At 37.7% G+C, this 24917-nt stretch carries 15 protein-coding genes and 3 pseudogenes; 2 read left to right on the forward strand and 16 right to left on the reverse strand.

Annotated features, from left to right (window positions below; all coding sequences use genetic code 11):
• Positions 1 to 16: 16 nt before the first annotated feature.
• Positions 17 to 994, reverse strand: coding sequence for a ring-cleaving dioxygenase (locus tag B1R93_RS11465; protein ID WP_088104097.1), 978 nt, complete (start codon positions 992 to 994; stop codon positions 17 to 19).
• Between the two features lie 318 nt (positions 995 to 1312).
• On the opposite strand from B1R93_RS11465, the gene B1R93_RS11470 reads away from it, so the two are divergent.
• The gene (locus B1R93_RS11470; RefSeq protein ID WP_088104098.1) at positions 1313 to 2233 is read left to right on the forward strand and encodes a CobW family GTP-binding protein; all 921 of its coding nucleotides are present in this window, start codon (positions 1313 to 1315) and stop codon (positions 2231 to 2233) included.
• A gap of 215 nt (positions 2234 to 2448) precedes the next feature.
• Here the strand turns inward: B1R93_RS11470 and B1R93_RS11480 are convergent, their stop codons facing one another.
• The 11 genes and pseudogenes from B1R93_RS11480 to B1R93_RS24025 all read right to left on the reverse strand — a co-directional run.
• The gene (locus tag B1R93_RS11480) at positions 2449 to 4263 is read right to left on the reverse strand and encodes an IucA/IucC family protein (protein ID WP_088104100.1); all 1815 of its coding nucleotides are present in this window, start codon (positions 4261 to 4263) and stop codon (positions 2449 to 2451) included.
• A 24-nt stretch (positions 4264 to 4287) separates the two neighbouring features.
• Complete coding sequence (locus tag B1R93_RS11485) at positions 4288 to 5478, reverse strand: MFS transporter (protein ID WP_088104101.1); 1191 nt, start codon at positions 5476 to 5478, stop codon at positions 4288 to 4290.
• 4 nt (positions 5479 to 5482) lie between these two features.
• Positions 5483 to 6835, reverse strand: a complete 1353-nt coding sequence (locus tag B1R93_RS11490) for a lysine N(6)-hydroxylase/L-ornithine N(5)-oxygenase family protein (RefSeq protein WP_207634152.1) — start codon at positions 6833 to 6835, stop codon at positions 5483 to 5485.
• Complete coding sequence (locus B1R93_RS11495; RefSeq protein WP_088104102.1) at positions 6804 to 7382, reverse strand: GNAT family N-acetyltransferase; 579 nt, start codon at positions 7380 to 7382, stop codon at positions 6804 to 6806. Before B1R93_RS11495 ends, B1R93_RS11490 begins: the two co-directional genes overlap by 32 nt.
• A complete protein-coding gene (locus B1R93_RS11500; RefSeq protein WP_088104103.1) occupies positions 7369 to 9201 on the reverse strand; it encodes an IucA/IucC family protein in 1833 nt (610 codons plus the stop codon). Before B1R93_RS11500 ends, B1R93_RS11495 begins: the two co-directional genes overlap by 14 nt.
• Positions 9202 to 9215: 14 nt before the next feature.
• Entirely contained in the window at positions 9216 to 10760 is a 1545-nt protein-coding gene (locus tag B1R93_RS11505; protein WP_165763792.1) for a pyridoxal phosphate-dependent decarboxylase family protein, read from the reverse strand.
• Between the two features lie 2 nt (positions 10761 to 10762).
• Positions 10763 to 12133, reverse strand: a complete 1371-nt coding sequence (locus B1R93_RS11510; RefSeq protein ID WP_088104104.1) for an aspartate aminotransferase family protein — start codon at positions 12131 to 12133, stop codon at positions 10763 to 10765.
• 640 nt (positions 12134 to 12773) lie between these two features.
• A pseudogene (locus B1R93_RS11515) lies at positions 12774 to 13088 on the reverse strand (VOC family protein); the annotation flags it as partial.
• 33 nt (positions 13089 to 13121) lie between these two features.
• Positions 13122 to 13382, reverse strand: a complete 261-nt coding sequence (locus B1R93_RS11520) for a hypothetical protein (RefSeq protein ID WP_088104106.1) — start codon at positions 13380 to 13382, stop codon at positions 13122 to 13124.
• A 442-nt stretch (positions 13383 to 13824) separates the two neighbouring features.
• Positions 13825 to 15267, reverse strand: coding sequence for a cohesin domain-containing protein (locus B1R93_RS24020; protein ID WP_342587529.1), 1443 nt, complete (start codon positions 15265 to 15267; stop codon positions 13825 to 13827).
• A pseudogene (locus B1R93_RS24025) lies at positions 15244 to 17004 on the reverse strand (rhamnogalacturonan lyase); the annotation flags it as partial. The gene B1R93_RS24020 and the pseudogene B1R93_RS24025, both read right to left, overlap by 24 nt.
• Before the next feature lie 1126 nt (positions 17005 to 18130).
• On the opposite strand from B1R93_RS24025, the gene B1R93_RS11530 reads away from it, so the two are divergent.
• Positions 18131 to 18646 carry a hypothetical protein gene (locus B1R93_RS11530; RefSeq protein ID WP_088104107.1) on the forward strand — a complete coding sequence of 172 codons (516 nt, stop codon included), beginning with the start codon at positions 18131 to 18133 and terminating at the stop codon, positions 18644 to 18646.
• A 63-nt stretch (positions 18647 to 18709) separates the two neighbouring features.
• On the opposite strand, the pseudogene B1R93_RS11535 reads toward B1R93_RS11530, so the two are convergent.
• From B1R93_RS11535 to B1R93_RS11550, 4 genes and pseudogenes are all read right to left on the reverse strand, one after another.
• Positions 18710 to 19009, reverse strand: a pseudogene (locus B1R93_RS11535) (glutamate synthase-related protein); the annotation flags it as partial.
• Between the two features lie 418 nt (positions 19010 to 19427).
• Positions 19428 to 20924: a TniQ family protein gene (locus B1R93_RS11540; protein ID WP_088104109.1), complete on the reverse strand. Its 1497-nt coding sequence runs from the start codon at positions 20922 to 20924 to the stop codon at positions 19428 to 19430.
• A gap of 68 nt (positions 20925 to 20992) precedes the next feature.
• The gene (locus B1R93_RS11545) at positions 20993 to 22108 is read right to left on the reverse strand and encodes a TniB family NTP-binding protein (RefSeq protein ID WP_088104110.1); all 1116 of its coding nucleotides are present in this window, start codon (positions 22106 to 22108) and stop codon (positions 20993 to 20995) included.
• Entirely contained in the window at positions 22108 to 24837 is a 2730-nt protein-coding gene (locus B1R93_RS11550) for a TnsA endonuclease N-terminal domain-containing protein (protein WP_245308267.1), read from the reverse strand. Before B1R93_RS11550 ends, B1R93_RS11545 begins: the two co-directional genes overlap by 1 nt.
• Positions 24838 to 24917 lie beyond the last annotated feature (80 nt).

Raw genomic sequence — 24917 nt, forward strand, 5'->3', positions numbered from 1 at the left:
ACTCTTACAGCACTTACTATTCCTTCGTAAACTCTTTTGTACTTCTTACCGTATCGATAGGACGTACGGAACTTTCAATTTCTTCACGCTTTTCTTCCAAAAATGGCGGTAACGATAGCTTTTCACCTAATGTCTCATAAGGCTCATCCCCCATGAATCCAGGACCATCTGTAGCAAACTCAAATAAAATTTGCGGAGCCACTCTTGCGTATAGTGACTCAAAGAAATAGCGATCTACATACCCTGATGTTTGGAAACCGAAACGTGGTAGACGTTCGATCCACTCTTCTAATACGGCTCGATCCTCTACACGAAACGCGGCATGGTGTACCGTTCCGAAGCCTTGACGAGCGTAAGGAAGAATCACATTATGTTCAACGATGACTTGAGCTCCATTTCCTCCTTTACCGACCTCAAACAAATGGAATGAGCCTTCTTTTGCCACCTCTTTAAAAAGCAATACCTTTTCAAGCATTTCTTTAAAATAATCAAATTCAGCAATTCGAATGAAAATCGGTCCTAAACCCGTAATCGCATACTCAATCGGGATCGGTCCTTTTTGCCACGGTGTCCCCGATGCGACACCTTGATTCTTTTCATCCGAAATCAGTTGGTACTGCTGGTCATCAAAATCGACAAACGATAACGTCTTTTTTCCAAATTGCTCTTTGATTCCTTCATGTTTCACTTCTAAACGTTCAAACCGTTCTACCCAATACGCTAACGCCTCATCACTCGGCACACGAAAGGAGGTTTTTGAAATTTCATTTGTTCCATGTTCTCCTTTTGGAATCCCCGGGAAGTCAAAGAACGTCATATCAGTGCCTGGACTACCTGTATCATCTGCAAAAAATAAATGATACGTTTGAATATCGTCCTGGTTCACCGTTTTCTTCACTAGCCGCATGCCTAAAACATAAGTAAAAAACTCATAGTTCTTTTCTGCACTACTAGTTATCGCTGTTACGTGGTGGATTCCTTTTAATTCATTCATGCTAATTCCTCCTAATCCGCTCTATTAACTAATCGAAAAATCAAATACATCCCTGTTTTTCTAACTATATCTCTTTACTATTCACCGGGCTCTAGTCAAAAACTGCTTCTATTTATTATTATTTGCGTTTTTTTGCTATTTACTTCCGGCCTTACTCCGGAATTTTATCTCGAATCCGAGATAAGTGTATCCTAATTTTCTTTCTCATGTCAACAACATCGCAGTTCTTCATTTGCTACATCTCATCATTTCAATTAAAATAATAAAAGTTTAAATCGAAACCATTACGTTTATAACTCATAAAGGGTAGGTGATTTTTTGAAGACAGATATTTTTATTTTAAGCGGTTTTCTAGGAAGTGGGAAAAGTACTTTACTAGCAAAATTATTAGAGTTTGAGAAGCAGCAAGGAAGACATGTCGGCGTTATTATGAATGAAATGGGACAAGTAAGTATAGATTCAGAGGCGATTCCGAGTGACGTTCCTTTAAAAGAACTTTTAAATGGTTGCATTTGCTGTCATTTGCAAGGAGACTTAAGTCTACAATTGAAAGCATTAACCGAGGAGTATGAACTTGATGCTATTTATATTGAATCAACCGGTGCAGCTCATTTAATTGAAGTGGTCGACGCATGCACCCACCCTTTATTAATTAATACGATAGAGATAAAAGGGATTATCACGTTAGTAAATGCTCAGCAGTGGCGTGATGGAAGGATGAGCATAAAATTAAAAAAGCTTTTACAGGAGCAAATAAAATATGCGAATATCATTATTTTAAATAAACTAGATACGATTGAAGAAGGGGAAGCAGACTCGTTACTAACTAGGATAAGAGAGATTAACCAAAACGGACATATTTTTCCGTCCACTTATGCAAGTATCGATCCAAAAATCATCTTGTCTAGTCAGGCGATTTCAATTGAGAACCGTTCAGCAGAGCAAAATAAAGAGGATCATGTTCACTTACACTTAGAAACCTTCTCCTATACGTTAAGCGCACCGATTGACCGAATTGAATTCGAAAAGGGATTAAACACATTTTCAGGACAATTATATAGAGTCAAAGGTTTTCTTAAGCTTACAGAAACTCCTGGTCTTTTTCTTTTTAATTATTCTTACGGTCTCCCGATGTTCGAGCGCTGCAAAACTAACGCTCCAACCACGCTCGTTTTTATCGGAGAAAATCTTGACCGTCCTAAAATTGAAGCAATGTTGTTAAAAATCCAAAGCAGTTAATCGTTGAAAGGGGATGTCCCTTTAAGTAATGTGCGGAGCCGTTGCCTAGTTTTGAAAGCCCTGCTTTGAGTGGTTTTCTCAAAGCAGGGCGCGCAACGTGCGAAGCCATTACTTCTTCTTTGAGTTACAAGAAGTAGTTTTTCAGTGGCCTCGCTATGAGTGGGTTTCTCAGTGGCCTTCATTCTTACCCTTTTTGGACATCCCCTAGTTCTTTTTTAAACGTTTACCTTCTTAGATATGAAATGCAACGGATTTTGAACATTTCCAAATTCAGATGCATGTGGACGATCATCGTCATCCTCATAGCCATAATCGAGCATTCTGTTCCGGTTTAAGCATAGCTTTGTATATGCTGGTTTAAGTAAATCAAACAAAAGAAATCTCTCTTTTAGTTCAGGAAACCGACTTTGGTACTGTAGGATTGTTTCTCTCAATAACAACCAAAACTTTTCCTCTTCATAGTTATAATAAGTATCCAAAATATCTGACAAATAACGAAAATGACAAATAAATAGCCCTGTAAAAATAAACTGACATAGTCCCTCTGCACCTTCACTCCGGAGCACAGGCTTAAGTTCCTCAGGTAAACATTGTAACTCTGGTAATGGCTCTTCGCTAACATTCACATCATCAACAAAGTCCTTCATCGCTAAACGATGTGGTACATCATTCTTTAACACTAGAACGGTATTTTGTCCATGTGGCGAAAACACCGTGCCATATTTATAAAGATAGTGTAATAGTGGTGGTAATATGATGTTAAAAAGCTTCTCGATCCACTTCTCAACTGTTAAACTGGAGCGTTCAATTAATGCGGCCACATATGGTTTACCTGCACTGTCGACATAAAGAAGAGAAGCTAATGTAATTGGTTGTTCTCCTTCCTCTAAAAATGAATAAATGCTCTCACGCCAAATACTCCCTAACATCTCAAGATATTGATAAGGTGCTCCTGCTAATTTTGAGTAATAAGGATGCTCATAATTTATACTTGCCACTTCCCCTGGCAGGATCATCCGGCACTCATCTCGTAAGAAGGAATCCTGATTACGAATGTTTTGAATATAGTTGGTAATAATCGGCGCAACCACCGTTCGTTCGCCTGGAAGGCCTCGGTATACTAACGTATTTAAAATACTCATCGGTAATTTAACGTGATGTTTGTTTTTATCACTTGTGTTAACAAACGTACGAATTGACTGCTGCGGTAAGTAGTCATCCTTTCCTTCTCCAAGAGGGACGATCATTTTTCGCGCGATATCCTCCGGGAAATATTGTATAATGCTATTACTCCACTGCCATTCATGCACGGGTAAAAAGAAATAAGCTGAAGGCTCTACCTGTGCTCTTCTTAACTGCTCAATAAAATATCCGAACACCTCATACCCTAATTCAGCCTCAATAAAGGTCTCGTAGTCTAATTCAGAAACGGAATGAAAAGTTGCGTAATCCTTATGAACGGCTACCCAAAAAAGCTTCACCTTCTTTTTTTGTTCCGGTGCATAAGAAAGATAATCCTGATAATCAAACCCAATTCTCCCTTTATTGTATGTAATCCATGGATGCCCCTCCATCTCACCCTCTAATTCTCCATAATCCAAATCAAGTAGCTGCTCAACACATTGCGTTTGTTTTTTCTTTAAAATATGGGCATCGGCTACTAACGTATTATTGTATTCCTTCATGAGATGTCCAGTCGTTACGGGGTTCATCCCAACTGTTTTCTGAATATCGAGTATAAATTGAAGTGGATTATAAGCTTGTTTCCATTCGCCATTTCTCTTGCAGCGAATCGTATCTGGATAAATACGATAGCTATCCATCAACCTTTTTTTCCCTTCAAATTGATAGCAAACCTCTTCCTCTCCTTCATTTAGTAAAAGTTGATAAACAGTACGTTCCGCTTTTTCCTCGATCATCGTAGGGTGAATAATCTCTTCATACATAAATTCTGAAATCATTTTTGTTAATAGCTTCAAGCTGACTTCATTCCAACACTCAAGCTGTAAGATTTCCTGTAACTTTTCCATAATTACACTCTCCCAATTATAAAATTACACCGCTCTTTTGTTGAGATCTTGATTCTGTCTCTTACTATGATGAAAAACAGTGAAACGTGCGACAAGCAAAGTCACGGCACTTATCACTCCCGCAAACACTAAGGGAGCTCCTAAGCTGTATGAATGAACCGATGATGATGCAAGCAATGGCGCAACTAGTAAGCCTGCATTTTGAAACGATGATGCAATCGTATAGTTCACGGATAACTGATTTTTACTTTTATGAAATAGGTAAAGCTCTAGTGCCGATTGTGCAAGTGCTAAAAAGAATCCGTAAACGACTCTGCTAATGCATAAAACCAGTAAGCTTGTAGCTAAGCCCTGTAACGTAAGACTGATCGCTAACACAGCTAAAGTGACGAAAAAAACGAATCGTAATTTTTCCGAGAAACCTACTTTTCGTATCACCGGGTAGGCGATGATAGCCATCACACTCGGAATCATAAACAAAATACTGCTTTCACCGACCGAAAGCTGAAAATCAGTTATCGTATACGTTGCAAAATAGGGACGAATCATATTGTTCGCTGTATGAAAGGCAAAAACAATAACCCCAATTGCAGCCAAAAAGCGAACTTGTTGTTTAGTTGAAGGAACGGTGGATTTATTTAACACAGCTCTTTTTTTAGATGAGAGCTTTCTTAAGACAAGAGAACTAAATAGCCAAAGAATCACCTCGACGAAGGCCAATCCATAAAATAAAAGCAAAGGCTGTTCAAGTCTGATTATCCATGCTCCTGATAACGTTCCTAGAATAATCGCGCCGTGAAAGATTGTATGGTACACACCTACAACGTTGGAGCGTTTTTCCTGCCCATTCAGTTCAATTAACAACGGATAAATAAGAAAAAAGCTACTTTTTCCAATAAGCAATAAGACTGTAAATAATAAAAATTGCTGTGCATGTTCTGATTCAGCCATTGCAACTAGCATTACAGCTGAAATCCATTGTCCCGCATACAACAAGTGCCTGACTTCGAAATAGTGAGAAAGAATCCCCCATATCGGAACCGCTATAACAACTGTTAGCCTAGCGATAAAGATATAAAAAGCTGTATAGCTTAAATCTGTAATACCAAATACCTTTTCAAAGAACTGAGGATAAAAAGGTGACAGTGCAACATCGGCATAGACGAAATAGAAAATTAATAGAAATAACACTGTCTGAATCGATTTATCGGACATCAAATTAAACTCCAAATTGCTGGAATACGTGGCGATTCCGCACTGGATAGACTTCCTTGTTACAAAGTTGATTTATGATCATTGAGTTGCGGTATGCACCTAACCCCAAGTCAGGTGCCCCGACCCCATGGGTGTGCATCTCACCATTTTGAATAAAAACTTGATTGGCTATTTCTTTTGTTAACTTAAGCTGATAGTTTTCCTCAACAATATATCTTCCTTTTTCATCCCACGCTATTAGCTGTTTCAGGTTCGAAACAAAGCCTGGAATTGGGTGTTGATAGCCAGTTGCAGCTATAACAATCTCACTTTCATGGCTAAAGGTCTGCTCTTGCTCCCATTGATTACATACCAACTGATATGTGCCTTGCTCCGTTTCTGTGACATTGACCACTTCTGTTTTGGCAAGTAAACGTACAGGGGGATGTGCACCTCCGACGGAATATTCATAAAGAACATCGTATATATCGGCAATAGTCGCTGCACTAATTCCTTTATATAAGAGATCCTGTTTCGGTAGCTGTTCATCCTTTTTTTCCTGGGGTAATTGATAAAAGTACTTCGTATAATCTGGAGAAAAATGCTCCAACCCAAGCTTCGAGTATTCCATTGGAAAGAAGCCCTTTGAGCGTGTAAACCAATCCAGTTGATAGCCATAAAGATGCTGTTCCTTTACGAGTTCAAGGAACACCTCCGCTGCACTTTGCCCTGAGCCTACTACGGTAATCGAATCCGCCTTACGTAACCGCTCACGATTTTGTAAAAATTGGGCCGAATGAAACATACCTTCTCCAGACTGATGGGACATACTATCTGGAATATAAGGAACACTACCGACACCAATAACAAGATGACGCGAATAATAGTAATTAACCATCCCTGTTTCGATATCGGTTGTTTCTATTTTGAAATAACCATTATCATCAGCTAATTCTCCTTCAAACCAACTTACTTCACTAAAATCAGCAGACCATTGCACCGCTGTTACACGCTTTCCAAAGCAACAATTTGTTACTTGTTTAGAAATCCATTGGCAATAATGGTTATATTCTCTTCTTGGAATATGAAACCGTTCAAGAAAGTAAAACTTATACAAGCGGTTATGCTCATATAAATAATTTAGAAAACTAAACCGGCTTTTCGGATCAGCCATTGTCACAGCATCCGCTAAAAATGGTACTTGAAGCGTTGTCTCATCAATTAGAAGCCCCCCATGCCACTCAAAATATGGCTTCTGGTCAAAAAATAGTGACTTCACGTCCTTCATTTCTTCTGTTAAAGCGGCTAAACCTAGATTAAACGGACCGATGCCGATGCCGATTACATCATACATCGTATTTTTGAATGGATTTGACATCCTTCCACCTCCTAAAAAATGCCTCACGCTCACAAAACATAAGTAACCCTCGCTTATCTGGTAACTCAATTTCCTTTTGTCGTTTAAATCCACATTTCTCAAAAATATGAATCATCTTCTCATTGCGAACATCCGGCTCCGCAACTAGTTTTGTTGTTGCCTCATGATTAAAAAGAATGGCAGACATTGCTCTAAGGAACGGCAGAGCCAGCCCTCTCCCTAAAAATGCTTCAGGTCCAAACAATAGGTGAATCCCTTGGTCATCGCTTTTGGCATCATAGTAATTTGCCAAAATGTCATCTTTCGCCCAGTAACACTCCCAATAGCTCATCGGTTCACCATTCACATGTCCTATATAGAGAGTTTGGTGCTTATCCTGTAATAGCTTTATTAAATGCGCCTTGTATTCTGGTAGAGAAAAATTTTGCTTCCAAAATGGAATCACATGCGCTTGATGATGCCACTGATGCAGCCTTTGTAAATCTTCCTCAAGCTCGACTTCACGAAAGGAGAGCTCATAGCCTATTTCTTTATCAAAAAGCTTCACTCGTCATCAGCTCCTTTTGTACTAAAGGATTATCAATCTCAACATAGACCGATTGCGTCTCAAGTGAACCCGTTAGCTCATCCATATCATGAAAACGAGTTAGTAAATTAGCCTTGCAAGGTAGCTTTTCGTATGTTAATAGACTTTTAACGAGGTTTGAAGGACTTGACTCTGGAACCTCCATTTGCGAGATTATATCCTTGAGTTCCTCTAGCAGCATTCTTTCATCAATAAGCTTTGCTACCCCAAATGCATTCACTAAGCCAAGCAAATGATTGTAGTAAAAGTAATAACGTAAACGCTCATCTGCAATGGCATCTGAACACACGGTATGGCTCTTCTCACTAATACCAGGTAATAGCTGGTTAAGCTGCTCATGATAGGATTGGCTATAATAATAGCCTTGATTATCTCGATAATAAAACTTACTAGGATAGCCATCTTTTAGCTGAATCACGCTATTTTGCTGATGAGCTTCAAGAGCAATTCCGTACGTTAAGAAAAGCCAGAAGATCGGCTGCAACGAAATTTCTAAATAGCGACTGAACCACTCCAAGCTCACGTCCTCCGTTGTTCGTCCTTCCTTTTCAGCTAAAAACGTGATAATCTCTGCTAGCCTTGATGTATGCCCATTAATAGAATCCTGGCATAGCGAAGCAATTGGCGTTGCATCATTAGCATGCTCTAAATAGAACGGGTTTTCTCTTAAAATCACTTCAAAGCCCGATTCTTTTTCACCCTCAAGATTCACAGTTAAAAAGGCTGGATCACATATAACCTGAAAATTCGGATGCTTCTTTCTCAAATCGCTTCCAATCTTGCCATCCAATAGTTTTTTAACTTCTACCCCTCGCTCAAGCTCCATTTTTTTATTAGCACGAACTGAATTCGTAATTTTTACATTTAACGAGAATTTGAACATATATTTTTCTTCCGGATGATAAACTGTTCGAACAGAAGACGTTGGATAGAATGCGCGTCCTAGTTTTCCGATTGTTTCGATTAAGCCAGATTTCATGAGTGCTTGTACGTTTGGTTTACGCATCAGGAACTCCGCCTGCCAAGGGTGGATTGGTAAAAGAGCATATTCATCATCATGACAATATTTCATTTTAAATTCGCTTGAAACTTTAGGATCTGCTTTTAGCTGGTTCTTTACAAGCTGGATAGCAGTCTCATCTAACGCCGATCCTTGTTCAACGATTGACGTATGTACACGGAAATAATGTAATTGAAACTGCCCCTTTAGCTCTGGTGAATAAAATGGCGCATCTAGTTCTGATATACCTTGACGACTTTTTGGGGTCGGGTGGAGAAGATGACCAAGTAGTAGTGCTTGCTCAGCTTCTATAAAACTTAAATCTAGACCATAGAGACGCTCACAATCTTCTTTTCGTGCTTGGATAAATCGTTCAATGTTTTGGCAGCTTAAAATCACACGCATCATTAGCTCATCTTGACTTCCGGTCTTATCAAAGCCCATGCCCGCCTTAAGATTTAACTCTTTAATCACAAGACTCGTTAATGTCACATAATCCAGCTCAAATAGCTCGCAGCTTTCTGTTGAAAGAGAATAATAAAGTGGAAATGAAAAAATATGTCTACCTGTTAACGACCAATATTTTAGTGGAATATACAGGTGCATACCTTGGTTTGCAAGTTTGCAATCGATAAGTTGCGTTATTTCTGGACGGTCTGAAAGTTTATCAGCTAGCTTTGTCGTATTCTTTTCTTTTACTGAGTACTCCGCGGTTTCCCTTAAATAACAATTGAGAAAGCTTTGAATGGTTACTTGTTCAGCAATATGTTTCGAATTCATTTTATCCACCCTTCCTATCTTTGCATTTCTAATTCCAGCGCTTTAATTTGCCTTACTATTGATCGCACATCTTCGACCGTTGTTCGTGGATTTAATAGCGTCAATTTCAAGTAAACAGATTCGTTAACTCGGGTTCGTGCCAATACAGCAGACCCATTTTCTAATAGTTTCGTACGAATTATCGTGTTGAGTTTATTAAGCCACTCTTTATCGTTTGATTTCTCCGTTCCTTGTGGACAATATCGAAATACGACTGCATTAAGTTCAGGCTCATTTAGCTTTTCGAAATCCGAGTCCTCATCAAGCAGGTCGGCCGTTTTTTGCGCTAACTCAATCGTATAGTCAATCATTTCGGCAAACACTTTTCTCCCTAAAGCATGAAAGGATATAAAGAGCTTTAATGCATCAAAGCGTCTCGTCGTTTGAATTGATTTTGTTACTAGGTTAGGAATACCTAGCTCCTCGTCATCCTCAGGGTTTAAATAATCCGCATTTAGTTTGATAAAATCAAAGCTCGATTGCTCCTTTACAAGAAAAGCACCGCAGCTAATCGGCTGATAAAACAGCTTATGAAAATCTACTGTGATTGAGTCAGCAAGGTCGATTCCACGTAACTTGTGTTTGTGTTGCTCACTCAAGATGAGTGCGCCCCCATAAGCAGCATCGACATGAAGCCACATTTGATAGCGGTTAGTGCGCTCAGCTAGCTCGATAATTGGATCGATACTACCGAAGTCTGTTGTCCCCGCAGTTGCTACTAACGCAAATGGCAGTAACCCCTGTTCGTTAATTTCACTTAAGCAACGATCCAGACTTTCAACACATATCCGATGATTCGCATCTGTCTCAATCGGAATAACAGCCTGCTCGCCTAAACCGAGTAAAAAGGCAGATTGACGAACAGTAAAATGAGCATCCTTTGAGCATAATATTCGCAGTTTACGAGCCTCTAAAGGCAAACCTTGCTTTTGGGAATCCCAGTTTAATCTTCTTTTCAAATAACGATCACGAGCCAGAAGTAAACCCATGAAATTAGATTGTGTCCCTCCACTTGTAAAGACCCCGTCTGACTCTTTTGTTTTAAAAAATAACTTACTTAGCCAATTAACCATCTTCTCTTCAAGGACGGTAGCAGAGGCACTTTGGTCCCATGAATCCATTGATTGATTCGTTCCACTAATCATCACTTCTGCAGCCAGTGCAGCACTTAAAGGCGGACAATGAAGATGAGCAAGGCACGTTGGGTTTGATACGACGATTGAATGCTTCAAAATCGTATCACCAATGTTTTTGAACAATAATTCTAGCGATGATTGACTCTCAGGCAAAACCTCATTAAATGTTTTAGAAAAAAGCTCCGTACATTCTTCGTAAGAGATGCCACTATATGTTTTATTAGAAGTAGCAAAATGGTCAATAACAGCATTTTGCGACCATTTCATTGCTTCCATATAGTAGTCAATACTTTCATCTTCCCTGTTTAAAAAGTAGCGTTCAAACGGTAGATTCTTCGTTTGCCTTTGTCTCGGTTCTAGCAGACCTAATTGATTATTGCTCATCCTTATACCTCCTGAGTTAAACGCCCTTGAATTGATATTTCAGCTTGCTTAACGGCATCTAAAAAGATTTGGCTTACCGTATCTATCTCCTCGGCTTTAATAATCAAAGGTGGCAAAAATCGAACAACACTACCATGACGTCCACCAAGCTCAATGATTAAGCCACGCTTGAAGCATTCCTGTTGAATGCGTTGTGCTAATTCAGGATAAGCTGATTCATTTCTAACACTGTTTCCGGCGTGTTTCTTATGAACGATTTCAACTCCTATCATCAGTCCACGTCCTCTAACATCACCGATGCAGCTTGTTTGGGCTTGGATATCTTGCAGCTGAGACATTAACCGAGAACCCATTTCAGCGGCATATTCAGACAAGCTTTGTTCTTTTATAAATTTCATTGTTGCTGTTCCAGCTGCAAAAGCCATCTGATTACCACGGAACGTTCCCGCATGTGCACCAGGATTCCACGTGTCTAAATCCTTATGATAAACAACAACTGCTAAAGGCAGTGATCCGCCGATAGCCTTAGAAAGGACGACAACATCCGGAATCACTCCTGAGTGCTCAAATGCAAATAGCTTTCCTGTTCGTCCTAACCCTGTTTGAATTTCATCGACAATGAGCGGAATGTCTTTTTCCTTTGTAATCCTCCTCATTTCCTGAACCCATGAATCTGGTGCAGGAATTGCTCCACCTTCACCTTGAACCATTTCCATAATCATTCCTGCTGGAGGTACGATTCCACTTTCCGGGTCATCTAACAGCTGTTCGATATAGGTACGACCAATTTCATGCCCTTCCTTCCCACCAACTCCAAAGGGGCAGCGATAGTCATACGGATACGGTAGAAAATGAACATCAGGCATTAAACCTGAAATGAGCTTTTTAGGTCCCAAATTCCCCATTAAACTTAACGAACCATGAGTCATTCCATGATAGCCGCCTTGAAAGGCCAACATACTTCTCTTTCCAGTTGCTGTTTTCACAAGCTTTAATGCAGCCTCTACAGCGTCTGAACCGGAAGGACCACAAAATTGAATCCGAGCGTTTCTTGCAAATGATTCCGGTAACGTCATAAATAATTCTTCAACAAATTCTTCTTTTATCGGGGTTGTTAAATCTAATGTATGTAATGGCAGCTTGTCATCCAAAACCTTTCTAATCGCTTCAATGATGACGGGATGATTATGTCCAAGTGCTAACGTCCCTGCTCCACCTAGGCAATCTATAAATTCTTTTCCTTCCACATCCTTTACATAGATGCCATTCGCTTCTCGGATGGCAATTGGAATTCGACGTGGATAAGAACGAGCATTCGATTCACGCCTAGCTTGTGCATCAAGAAATTGCTGATTTTTTAAATTCTGCTGCATTCAGGTCCCCACTTTCTTTTATTATGTGAATCGCTAAAATGATAATGATAACCATTATCAACAACTAAGTATTTTTTAAGGAGTATAGATTCCATTGCAATCCCACTCCTTGATTTAATACATATCTAGTTGCCACAAAACGAAAATGATAATCAATATCAATAACGTTTCTACTGTTTACATGTTATTTAAAATGATAATCATTGTCAATTACATTTTCCATTTTTGGTATATTCGTCCTAAGGAGGAGGTTTATACGAGCTACTAGATATTAAATCTATTATCATTACTACGTTTCATGACAAAGTACTTTAAAAAGAAAGCCTCTGAAAAGGTAAAACCAGAGGGCAGTGAAAAAAGGGGGGGTTCCCTTTTTCACTGCCCTTTAAGTAATGTGCGGAGCCGTTGCCTCGTTTTGAAAGCCCTGCTATGAGTGGTTTTCTCATAGCAGGGCTTTCAACGTCCGAAGTCATTGCTGTTTCCTAGCGTGACTTTCAATAGGTTTTTCAGTCCCTGATAAAAAGTGGATGTTTACGTGAAGGAAGTATTAGGCATAGAAGACTATGTAAACTTGCGACTTATAGGGGGCGTTCGACTAGCACAAAAAAAACTGAACACAGAAGATGCCAGCCTAACTCATTTAATATGATTCTTCAGTGTAGCTTAACTGCCACTTAATGCCGAATTTATCTGTTAACGTACCGTAGCACTTACTCCAGAAGGTTTCTTGCAATACTAAACCAACCGTACCTCCTTCTTGTAGTTGTTTAAAATAGGATTTAATATCGCCGATGTTTTCACTAATAACTGCTAAGCTGATATTGTTCCCCTCTACAAAAGGCGAGCCCGGAAACATATCAAAAAACATAGCCGTACTCCCATTAATCACAAGTCTCGCATACATCACTAAGTCCTTTGCCTCAGCTGGCAGCTCATACTTTGGATTTGGTGGAGCTTATTCATCTATAAAGAACAAACATAAAAACCGTTATTGAGCTATTAAATACTTTTCGACTGTTAGTGAAGATGGTCTGCTGTCTTCTGTTGCTGAATATTGAATATAGACAAGATCTCCAACTGAAGGTAAAGGGTGATAATCCTGATGGAAAAATGCAGTACCATAGCCGACAGTATCACTAATCATCTCTCCTACTTCTTCCATTTTTAAATCACCACTTATAAGTTGACTATTATCTCTAACGTCTTGATAAATACAACCAACAGAATTTGAACTTAGGACTCTAAACACCGTACACTCTAAGTGATAATCTCCTTCGTTAATCTTTCAAATTCACCAAGTGTTCCAAAACAAAACAGAAATAAATAGACTATTTGTTACTAACAATGTTATTTAAACCCCATATGTAAACAATTCAGTCAATCAAAAAGGCATAAGTCCGAAAATACATAATTCGAACTCATGCCAATTAACAATCTCGAAATAATAAAGTCACTAAAAAACTACTTCTTGTAACTCAAAGAAGAGTAATGGCTTCACACGTTGCACGCCTTGCTACGAAAAAACCACTCGTAGCAAGGCTTTCAAAACCAGGCAACGGCTCCACACATTACTACCAGCCGATGCCTTTGAAACTACAGTTGCCCAAGCTCTTCATTTACTGACATCTTAAAAAGTAGTGAGCCCGGGCCCTGTTAATTTGAAGCCAGAACCAATTACCTAAATTCTGGTGCTATTGTATCAAGCTTTCTCCAGAGTAGAATTCCAATTCAGCAATATTTCCATAACCACCATCTGGACTTAAGTATCGTATATAACGGTATGATTCCTCACTCGTTATTTCAATTGCATTCCATCCAGAATCGGGTTCCGAAGTTATCGTGTATAAATCAACAAACCCTTCAGTTGGCGACACATTGGATCCTTGAATTTTTCCTCCTGTCATTCTTTGAGTAAAACCTTTTCGTGGATAATATCTAACTTGAGTTAGAACGACTCCGTCTCCTTCACCAACATCGATTCCTATATAGCCACCAGCTGCTTCACTAAAATCATAAAAGGTCTCTATGTCCCCATCCAATGCTTTATCAAATTCTGATCCTGGTTTCCATGGTGGGTTTTTACCAAACGGAGTACCTGTCACTAAATTTAACTGGTTGGAAATATCAACAATCAGTTCCCCTACAGTACCGGATCCGTCCATTGACTCTGCAATAACCTTTACCTCACCATTCAAACCTTCCGTATTTCCTGATAACAATCCATCTGCAGTAATGGAAGCAATATCAGTATCTGAACCATCTAAATCAGTAACAGACCATTCCACGGATTGCATCGCATTTACAGGCATTACCTGTGAGAGTAGCTGCAATGTTCCACGATTCGTATCGATTGATTGCCCACCATTTTCTCCACTAATCGTAATCTCTGCAACGTCATCATATAAATCAATAGATTGGATCACATCCGCTACTGAAATAACGTCCTTACTGGTTGTTGAAAATGAAATATCCGTAAGAGTTATGTCTGTTGAAAATGCTTCCGTTTCTTTTGCTTTCATATTCACTTTAAACAAGTCAGGGTCATTGAAGAAGCTACTTGGCGCCCCTTCTACAACAAGGCTGACCTGACCTGGTTCACTAGACGTGTGAGTTATGTTTAACTTTTTAACTAAAGGTTCCACTGAAACAAATTCAACAAGCTCCGAGTCATAATGAAGGTTTATGTCAAGAGAGCTGACGTTATCCCCTTCACCCGTAATCGCATAGGTAAGACTAAATGAATCACCTACTTTTACAGAATCAGTCTCTTCTACAGATAAAGCAGGTTCTAACGTTTGAACATTCACCTGATCTGTTCCAACAAAGACCTCACCTGTTTTTGACGTGATACTCACTTTTACGTCAACATTCCCCGTTTGTCTATCAAGTGCACGAATAAATTCTCTACGATCCATTTTCACTTGATAACCTTTGTTAACGGTTGACACGTCGCCACTAACGATTTGCCCATTTATTGTAAGTTTAACAGAGCCATCCGCAAATTCAGCCGCATTAGCTGGAACTTGAACATTAATTGTCAGATCACCTTTTATTTTTCCAGTCAATGTATCAGGATTCACATCGACAGTGGACGGGACAATAAAGTCAGCATTCGGTTGTGGTGCTTCCTCCATACCATTTCCTAGGAAGTAGCTTGTGTGCGGTGGTTGGTTATAGCCGACATTTTGCCACGCTATTCCTAATCGATAAACTGGGTCATGCATCAAGGTATAGATTCTATGTTCAGTTATATCTGTTGTCGTATATAGACGAAGTTCAGTACTGTCAATATCTCTAACAATGATTTCTTCACGCCAGTCACCGATGATATCAGCTTGTAATGTAGGATTTCCTTTTGTACCATTGTTGGAAGATGTTCCTTCTATCTTTAAAAGATTGACAAGCTCATTGTTTTCATAATCCCATTTGTCTATTCTAGGTGTTCCAATTCCGATATCGTAATTGGTCCAGTCATGGTCTAGAAGCTCACGAGACAAATCGCCATCCCACCAGATAGCAAAGTTTGCTGTCGGAATGTCCTCACTTATTTTTTCTCCTGTGGCCGAATAGAGTCCGCCTTTACGATCGTTCCATGCGCCACCAACAGCCCATGCCTCTGCACCTGGATAGCGAGGATCAATGTCTGATGCTAAGCCTCTTCCAGTATCTGTTCCTGTATGCACACCCCAGATGATATCGCCTGTTTCACCGTCTCGGAACGATAAACCGTATGGTGAAGCTGAGCTTTCATGAACTTGAAATATTTCCATTCCTGGTCGATTAGGGTCCAAATCACTCACATGCATCGCATCCCCATGTCCCCACGTAGTTGAATGTAGACCTGTTCCATCATCATCAATAGCCATGGCACCATAGATAATTTCATCTTTACCATCGCCATCAACATCAGCAATACTTAAATTATGGTTGCCTTGACCTGCATATTCTTCATTACCAGGATCATCAGTATCAAACGACCACTGTTTAGTCAACTCGCCGTCTCTCCAATTATAAGCAACGATGACGGTTTTTCCATAAATACCTCTGGACTCAATTAGGCTAGGACGTTCTCCATCGAGATAGGCAATAGCCGCAAGATAACGGTTGACTCGATTACCGTAACAGTCCCCCCAGTCACATATATCGCCACGGTCAGGGAAGAGCGTCGAATCAAGCGCCTCTCCTGTTTTTCCATCAAAAATCGTGATATATTCTGGACCAGATATAATGTAACCGCCATCATAATTAAACGGATGCTCTGCATTTGGATCACCGATGACATTACCTAATCCGTCTATTGTGCCGTCTGACGTTTTTAATGCGACTTCGGCAACCCCGTCTCCATCCAGATCATAGACCATCAACTGGTTGTTTGCATGGTTATTAATCATGACATTTTCACCCAATTGAATCTCCCACAGTAAGGTGCCGTCGAATTCATAAGCCTGATAGATTTGCCCGGTAGAATGATTGGGTAACCATTTCAACACGAATTCTAGTTCGCCGTCACCGTCCAAGTCACCGACGCTGGCATCATTTGCATGATACGTATAGGTTTCACCGTCTGAAGTGGTAAGGTCCTCTGGTTTTTGGAGCGGTATCGAGTCATACGGTTTGCCCCAGACATTAACTTCAGTTGATTCGCCAACCTCTTCACCATTCAGGACAGGGCGAACACTATAATTTGAATCCACTGTTCCTTCTGTATCCAAATAGTTCGTACTTGATTCAATTAATTCTTTATTGATCTTTTGGCCATCCCTGTAAAGGTTAAAAGCAATATCTCTCGGGTCTGTTCCTAATAGACGCCAGCTTACAAAAACACCTTCATCTGTTTTAACAGCCACGACGCCACGCTCCAAATATTCCATTTGATATGACGTTGTTACCGCTTCTTCAGCAGCACTTGCAGATGGAAGGTTAGCTGTGCTAGCAATTGATACTGCCATTAAGGCTGCACTAAAAACAACAGCACTCTTTTTCAATTGTTTCCTTAAAGGTTTTATCATTAATTAATCCTCCCAAAGTATAGATTCATAATTTCATTGTTCTCGCTTTACAGTGTGTCGCTAGGTGTTATGTATGAACACTGTCACTGTTTCACCTCCTTCTAGGGAAACACTGCTAGAATATTACAATAGGTTATTATTGATAAGAACCTATAATACGTTTTAAAATATTGTAGTTTTGGGTGTTGTGATTTGTTAGTCTATTGGTGAGGGTTCACTCTTATCTAAGTTAATCATGAGGAGTATAAATATAAGAATTTGAAGTCCATTAATGTAGAAGCTTATTTCATGCTTTCTTGTTCAAAAACAATAGAGGATAAATTCTTCTTGATTTAAAAAATAAAGTCACTTAAAGGTACAGGATAAAATGGTATAACCAGTATTATTATACGCCTCGAAATAAGCGCTTTCATTTAGTTGTTAGTATCGTAACAACTAAATTTACTAAGAAAAGGTTTAGGAAATTACCAGAGGTTTATTGTTAGTCTATTACTTTCTTTTTCTAATTGATATAGCCTTCTATCCTATCTGCTTCTATTTAATTAGAAGCATTATGCAAATAAACTATCTCTTATTCATAATGCCTACATTGTTACTATTCCAATTTCGTTTTCGTTGTCATGCGATTTATCTCACCTCCACAGAACTAAACATATGGATTATTATAATTTCGATTCCCACTAATTTCAATTATAAGAAACAATTTATACCATTATATCAAGAAAATAGTTAAATAGTCGTAATTATTTTAGCGGTAGTGTAAATCATCCATACCCATATAATGACGTAAAGTTATAAATAAAATAGCATTGCAAAGGCTGTAAGGTTTAATTCTGCTCCTACTTTAACCTCACAAACATCTGTATATTTATTAATCACTAATTCCTTGATTCAATATTTCTTAACCCATTTTCATTTGCAATAAAAGAAGTTCCCGATTAATAGGCAGTTGCATAGGATATGTTAGATTTTTAATGGAGGTAATTTCATGGAAAACAACGTAGAGCAAATATTATCTTATTGGGGAGGAAAACCATTAGAAGGCGCTAGAACAATCATTCAAAAGTATGGTTACCCACACGAAGCAACAATGAGTCGTTTAATTTGGTATAACAACGGTCCATGGAAACGTACGATTGTTTATCGCGAATCAGTACCACACTATTTTCCGACACCACATCCGGATTTTTTAGAACAAACTATCGATTATAAGGTTCCGGTAAACTTATTTGATGATGTGGCTGCTTATGATGGCAGTGTCTATGTAGACCGGACGAAAGGTGAAGCCTCTGCCATGTGCCACAAAGAAGAAATGAACTTTTTGTCTCTCAATTTATTAAACGATATCGTTACAGGGCAACGGGATGTTCAAGGAGCTAAAAACTTTTATGCTCATACGGCTTATATGTTTAGTAAACATAACATATCTTCACCTTATACAGAAGGTCTTTTGTTTCCTAAACAATTTAATACCGCTGATCCAGGTATTATGTATTTTGAATAAAGCACCTGATTTCAGGTGCTTTATTTTCATTGATTGCGGTCCATTCTTTAGAACCCCCATACCTTATTCCCGTATGTCAAAGGTAACTAAGTCGTCTCTGCTTAATTGATTTATTGAATTCTTATGTAGAACTTGCAAGGATGCTTTTAGTTCTGAGATACAAGAGTTAAGGAAGTTAAACAAATCTTTGGCTCCTTCTTTAACATCAAACTCCTCTTTTAACTTTCCAGTGTAAAGTGTCAGCTGTGGCGGCGAATATTTTGGAAGGGCTTTGGTCATTTGACTTTGAAGGGTAGCCATAAGTGCAATAGAGCCAATATAAACGGCATCAGCACCTAAAGTAATGGCTTTTAAAAAATGACCTGGAGTCGTTAATTCTCTATTTTCCTATCTGTGCTCTCACTCCAACTTCCATAATGGCTCTTGGACCAGTAAAGTTCTGTTGAAGTCACATATATATTTATAAATACAGTAAAAAAAGAACCACCTGACCTATTGTGACTTGAATCATAATCTTGCCGACCTTTGAAGCATATCCTTGCCAATCATTGATACGACAGTATTTTTCATTATGATTTTTTATACTTATAGTAGTGACAGACACAGATAATATCTTTAAAATTTTCCTACATCATATCTTTTATAAACTATCGGCAACCTTATTCTTCAAAATTAAACTCTTGGCAAAATTATAGTTTTATATAATTTTTGGGAATTTCTAAAAAAACCCTCCTTAAAGTGAGGGTTGCAAGTGATTTATTATTGAACTTAGGTAACTCACTCATTTTTTATAACCTAATAATTCTAATTCCTTTTTCCATATCCTTCTAACCTCGGGTTCCATTAGCCAATTTGGATTGGTTAATTTTTTCCTCATAGATTTGTCACTTGGATAGATACCATTATTGTGTAATTCTAAAACAACTTGTTTTATTTCATTTTTAATGTTTTCAGCTCTAATCTTCTTCGCTTTCTTCACATAACTTCTGTGTCGAGTTATTAATTTCTTTGTGGATTCTGGACAATAATATTTCGCTTCATACTCAGGAATTCCAAACTCTTTGGAAAACTTATACAAACTTATCGAGGGTTCCATTAATAGCGCAATTAATAAGTCACGCTCAATTTCTGCTCTTTTTTGTTCTTTAATTACCTCTTTAAGTTTCAAATTTTTTTCATTAATTTCCTTACATAAATCAGGAAAGTACACTTTTGCAGTACTCATATCAAACCTCTTAGCTATGCATAGCTGTATTAGACTTTCATAGTTATTATTCAGTAATTCTCCTTTTAACTCGTTTTCAATTTCATTCAGAGTTAGTCTTTTTAGTTGCTTTGTCAAAGATTTTTCCAACCCTAAATCAAACTCATTCATTAATCCGCCACCAAAAATATCATTGATTGATAGATTTGTTTTTTGATAGATTTTAAAAAAAACATCAATAGAAGGCCTTTGTACATTTTTAATCCACGAGTATATTGATTGATAACTTAAACCAAACCAATTAGCAAATTCACGGGGACTCTTAAAGTCATTATCCTCTATTAGCCTATTTAACACATAGCCTACTTGTAGTCTAGTAGGTAAGGCGTTAAGTTTTGTTGCATTCATGATTAAATACCCGAATGATTCTAATAAGAAAACCTGGTATTCGTTTTTTTCAATGGTATTATGGCTTTCATACCCTAACCAAGTAAAACAGTACTGACAATGACCAACGATATAGTTGGCATGTAAGAAATTCAAGTTTCTTTCACATTTTGGACATCTATCTTCAAGGATTACATTATGTTTATCACATAACTGAATATCTTTTATATACCAAATAAGTGGTTCATAAACTTCAGTTCGATTGTTTTTTGCCTCATTCAAACAATTAGGGCACCATTTTCTTGATTTCCCTATTACATTTTTTGTAAGTAAACCACTCCATGAATTCATTGTTAAGTAAATTAAATCTTTTCTAGTGGTTAATTCCTCTAATGCAGAGACATACTCAAGACTAATTGGACTATTACCGTTTATATATTCCTTTTTGGGTCCCAAGCTCCCCTTTAAAAAAGAATTTATTCGAGATTCTGTTTTGATATAAGGAACAAATGTTTTACATACTAATCTATTTGGATTCAGGTTGTGGCATTCTGCTAACCTGGAAATATAACTCGTTAAACTCTCCACATAGGGAGTTCCTATACCAATTGGTTCTAAGTTATATAGGATACTTCTAGGAGGTATATTTATTTTATCTAATTCTAAGGTATCCAATGTAATATTCATAAATATCCCTCACTATTAGTTTTTTTATTCTATAACTACATTATTACTAAAAATTATTAGCTATAACTTTAAAACTCAGTACCCGTTTTATCACGCCCTGGTTTTCTTTCCCCCGGACGTTTATTAGTATTCCTTTTAATTTCTTCTTTTTCCTCTTGATGGTCTAGCCCTAACCAACTATCAAGTTTACTTTCCTTTTCTTCTCTTTTTTCCTTGAGTTGGGTCTCACCTCTTCTAATATCTTCAGCCATTAAAAAAGCTTGGTCAATGGTTGGCTCAAACTTTTTAAAATCGCTTAAGATTAGTGATTCTGTTTCCTCATTTTGCTTCATTTTGTAGTTAAAAGTATCATTTAACCAATCCTTCAGAGTACCTACACATCCAATTGTGTGTTTATAGAAATATTTCCACTCACTTAAAAGGTCAGGTTCTTCATGTAGTGGATAAGCCCTTTGAAAGTACAAAAGTATATATTTGAAAGCTTTAATTTCGTCCTCTAGTTTCGAGTTATATCTAGAAAAATGAACCTCTGTTGTCCTTCTACCCAATTGCCCGTTAATATTCCTAAAGCTTAATAACTCGTAAGTTCCAAATAGTATAATTGGTATTTCAAGTTTTGATGCTAAAGATTTGATAGCATCCATATGGTTTCTTAATCCTTTAGAGTTTCCAACCTTGGTCATATGCTGGGCCTCATCAATTAAGATAACTTTTACTTTTCTATATTTAACTGCATTCACCAAAGCATTTCTCAATTTTCTTTTGGTTTTATCTGTTGGAATTGTAACCCCTATCTCTGTTAGAGGTAATCTTTTATCCTCAATTAAAATCTCCTGTAAATTTCTGAGGGCTTCAAAATAAAAGTCAATCCAATCAAACTTCCCGTCCTCAGGAGCAAATGTCTCCATGGATAAAACCGGAATAAGGCCCTTATCCTCTGTCATTTCTTCATAGTATTTGTTAAAAAACTCACTCCTTACCTTTTTTAATAACGTAGATTTACCCACACCACTAGGACCATAAACCAATAAGACTTTCCCCTTACCACTCAGAGTTTCAAATTTCTCCATTAAATCTTCATACGATTTAACTAGCTTTGGGTGGCCCATTGTCCTATTTTCAAAATGCTTAATTCTATCCTCTATTGATTGAAATAATATTTCTTTCGGAAATCCTCTGTCCATTAGAAAAACTCCCCAAAGTCTTTAAATTCAGAAAAGTCTTCAAACTCCGTTGTAGACTTTTCCTTTTTCTTGGGCGTTACTTTCGTAGCATTAGCAACATCTTTATCATTCTTGATGGCTTTTTCATTAGTACTTTTCAGATTATCTTTACTTTTACCCCCATTAATCACCTTTAATGATTTTCTAAGGGCTTCGTCTTTCAGCCTTTGCATCTCTAAAAGCTCATGGGCTTCAGCACTAGATAAGAAACTAGCTATTTCTGATGCAGAAACACCATTATTTTTTTGTTTTTGGGTTTCTTTCTTCCTCTTTCTTATTTCCTCAGTAACAAGCTTAATTTCCTTCTCAGACCTTCCTTCAAATTCTAGTTCATACTGTGAATAAAGAGTTACCCAATATTTACCGACATATGCGTAAGCCTTACTATAATTAAATGGGTCATATCTTACAGGAACCTGTTTTCCCTCAATCTCAGGATTACTCAACTCGTATGAATTATAATAGCTATTGTTAATCTTAACCCCTTGTCCTGGTTGTACTTTTGCTTTTCCCTTTGGTGTCGTTGGAAAAGTAAGCATCTCAAAATTTTCATCATATTTAATATATGTTTGTTTTCTTTCACCAGTTATTTTTATCCTTTGCTGATATGCATCACGTGGGCTTTGATCCAGACCAGTATGAGTATCCTGGTCATAAATTTCATAGAACCACTTTGATAAATATTCGTTTAATATTTCTAATGTCCATATTGCAAGATTACTTGGGTCAAAATCTTTTGTCATTTGACGAACTAATTTTGATAATTGAGTGTTACCGGCTAAATTGTAAATAAACTTTGTATTAGTTGTGCCGAAGAGTCTCTCACAAACAGACCCAAACTTAGGTTTAGCACCAGGTCTTGTTTTTTTATGGCAATCGTTGCTTGCTAACAAAGTATCAAAATAAGTACTTTGAAAATCCTTTCCCCCATCTACAACTAGAGTCTTTGGAATTCGGGAGTACTTCTTCACGCATTCCCTAATCGTATTCATACAGGATCTATAAGATGGAGGATCGAAGGTTAAATAATATGCTAATACTCTTCGTGAATAGGCATCTATTAATAAAGTTAACCAAGGCTTACCTAGCTTTTTCTGAGTCTTTGAACATATAAGTCGAATGTCCAGTTCTGTATGATCTATGTGTGCAATCTCAAAAGGTCTAGCACCATGTCTAGGTGTCGTTAGCGACAATTCCCAATAAAAAGGTTCTTTATCATAAGCTGCTTTTGGTCCTCTACGTTTTTTATCTTGCTCATAGCTGGGACGATCCTCTATTGCCTTAAAGAAAGTTTTGTTACTTGGAGGATTATACCCTTTCTCTTTGCACTTAGCTTTAAACGCATTATAAACTGCAGACTTACTTCGTTGCTTTTTATCTTCATAAACTTCAGTAATATAATGATTCATTAATTTAATTACACCATCACTTAACCGATTAGTTGTATTCCCTTTTTTATAATTTTCTGGAATTAATCCATAAAAGCCACTCCCATATTTCACTTCAGCTTTCAAAACTTTCTGTTTCCAATATCTTAACGTCCTTGGCGAAACATCTACAATCTCGCCCTCCATATGTAATCTGTATTTATTGTATTTTTCGTTAGCTTCGGCTAGGGTTTCCGGCCTTGCTGTCCTTATAATATTTATTAATTCCGAGTCATCATAATCTTTTGATATTTCATTCGCAAAGGAACTAATACTCCCCATTTTAATTAACTCTTCAAAGGAGTTTATCGGTAATGGAATAATTCTCTCAGTTTCATCTAAAAGAGAAATTTCACTCTCCCCGATATTTACCACTGTCCATGGGTTTCCGTTCCAAAGTATTTCTTTACCAACCTCCACATTTATCTTGTTTTCAAAATTCCCATCTGCTTTCGTTATCTTTGCTTTTTCAGCATTCAGAATAGCTGTAGCCGTTTCTTTATTTAGAAACAAAGGAAATTTATCGAAATTTATAATAAGAAAGCGCTCGAGATCTACGTAAATTGCTCCAAGAACAATTAGTTTGTAAATATCATCAGCTGTAAATGCAGCATCTTTAACAGATAGCAAATCATTCAAAGTAATAGATGGAGTAGATTGAACATAGCTAAGAATAATGTTTCGATTGGTTAAAGAAACTGTCGGATTTTCTTCTAAAAGATAATCTTCTAAAAAACGAAGGTTATTTTGTAAGTTCCAGTCAATTTCTTTAGAACATCGAACCCTGAAGGAAAGCCCCTTACTCTTTGCAAATGCTTCAGCAGGTGGGCATCTCCACTCTCCATTTTCATCTAAAATATACATATGTGGTGATTCTTCAACTTTCTTAGACAGTTCTTTTTCCGTTTTCCACTCTTCCCAACCAACAAAGTCCTCAGAAATCACAAAAAAATCCGCTGTATATTTATGTCCTCTATTTTTACCATTTAATTTATAGTTGATGGTAAAACTTTCAGGTTGGTCATAATACTCATATACACTTTTATCGAACTCCATTAGATATATAGCACATAATTCAAGTTTGTGGCTTTCAAATTGAATAGTTAAACCCATCTTTTTACTTGAATAAAATCCAGGGACATTTCCCGCTCCACTCCGAACACGACGGGCTGGTTTTGCACTTCTAATACTATTGTTGATATATTTTTTATTTTCATCGCTAATCCCTTTTTGACAGCAAAATAAGTCAAAGTCTTCGATCATGATTCTCCCCCTAATTATCACCCATACACAAATTTAACCAATTATTATATAGACATCTAAAAGATAACTGAAAGCCTTTT

The organism is Halalkalibacter urbisdiaboli, assembly GCF_002156385.1.
In the GTDB taxonomy this organism is placed as follows: domain Bacteria; phylum Bacillota; class Bacilli; order Bacillales; family Bacillaceae_D; genus Halalkalibacter_A; species Halalkalibacter_A urbisdiaboli.

Bases quoted from the DNA above. Each gene is read 5' to 3' on its own strand.
- B1R93_RS11465 (WP_088104097.1), bottom strand. From the start codon at position 994: ATGAATGAATTAAAAGGAATCCACCACGTAACAGCGATAACTAGTAGT.
- B1R93_RS11480 (WP_088104100.1), bottom strand. From the start codon at position 4,263: ATGGAAAAGTTACAGGAAATCTTACAGCTTGAGTGTTGGAATGAAGTC.
- B1R93_RS11485 (WP_088104101.1), bottom strand. From the start codon at position 5,478: ATGTCCGATAAATCGATTCAGACAGTGTTATTTCTATTAATTTTCTAT.
- B1R93_RS11490 (WP_207634152.1), bottom strand. From the start codon at position 6,835: ATGTCAAATCCATTCAAAAATACGATGTATGATGTAATCGGCATCGGC.
- B1R93_RS11500 (WP_088104103.1), bottom strand. From the start codon at position 9,201: ATGAATTCGAAACATATTGCTGAACAAGTAACCATTCAAAGCTTTCTC.
- B1R93_RS11505 (WP_165763792.1), bottom strand. From the start codon at position 10,760: ATGAGCAATAATCAATTAGGTCTGCTAGAACCGAGACAAAGGCAAACG.
- B1R93_RS11510 (WP_088104104.1), bottom strand. From the start codon at position 12,133: ATGCAGCAGAATTTAAAAAATCAGCAATTTCTTGATGCACAAGCTAGG.
- B1R93_RS24020 (WP_342587529.1), bottom strand. From the start codon at position 15,267: ATGGAGGAAGCACCACAACCGAATGCTGACTTTATTGTCCCGTCCACT.
- B1R93_RS11530 (WP_088104107.1), top strand. From the start codon at position 18,131: ATGGAAAACAACGTAGAGCAAATATTATCTTATTGGGGAGGAAAACCA.
- B1R93_RS11540 (WP_088104109.1), bottom strand. From the start codon at position 20,924: ATGAATATTACATTGGATACCTTAGAATTAGATAAAATAAATATACCT.
- B1R93_RS11545 (WP_088104110.1), bottom strand. From the start codon at position 22,108: ATGGACAGAGGATTTCCGAAAGAAATATTATTTCAATCAATAGAGGAT.
- B1R93_RS11550 (WP_245308267.1), bottom strand. From the start codon at position 24,837: ATGATCGAAGACTTTGACTTATTTTGCTGTCAAAAAGGGATTAGCGAT.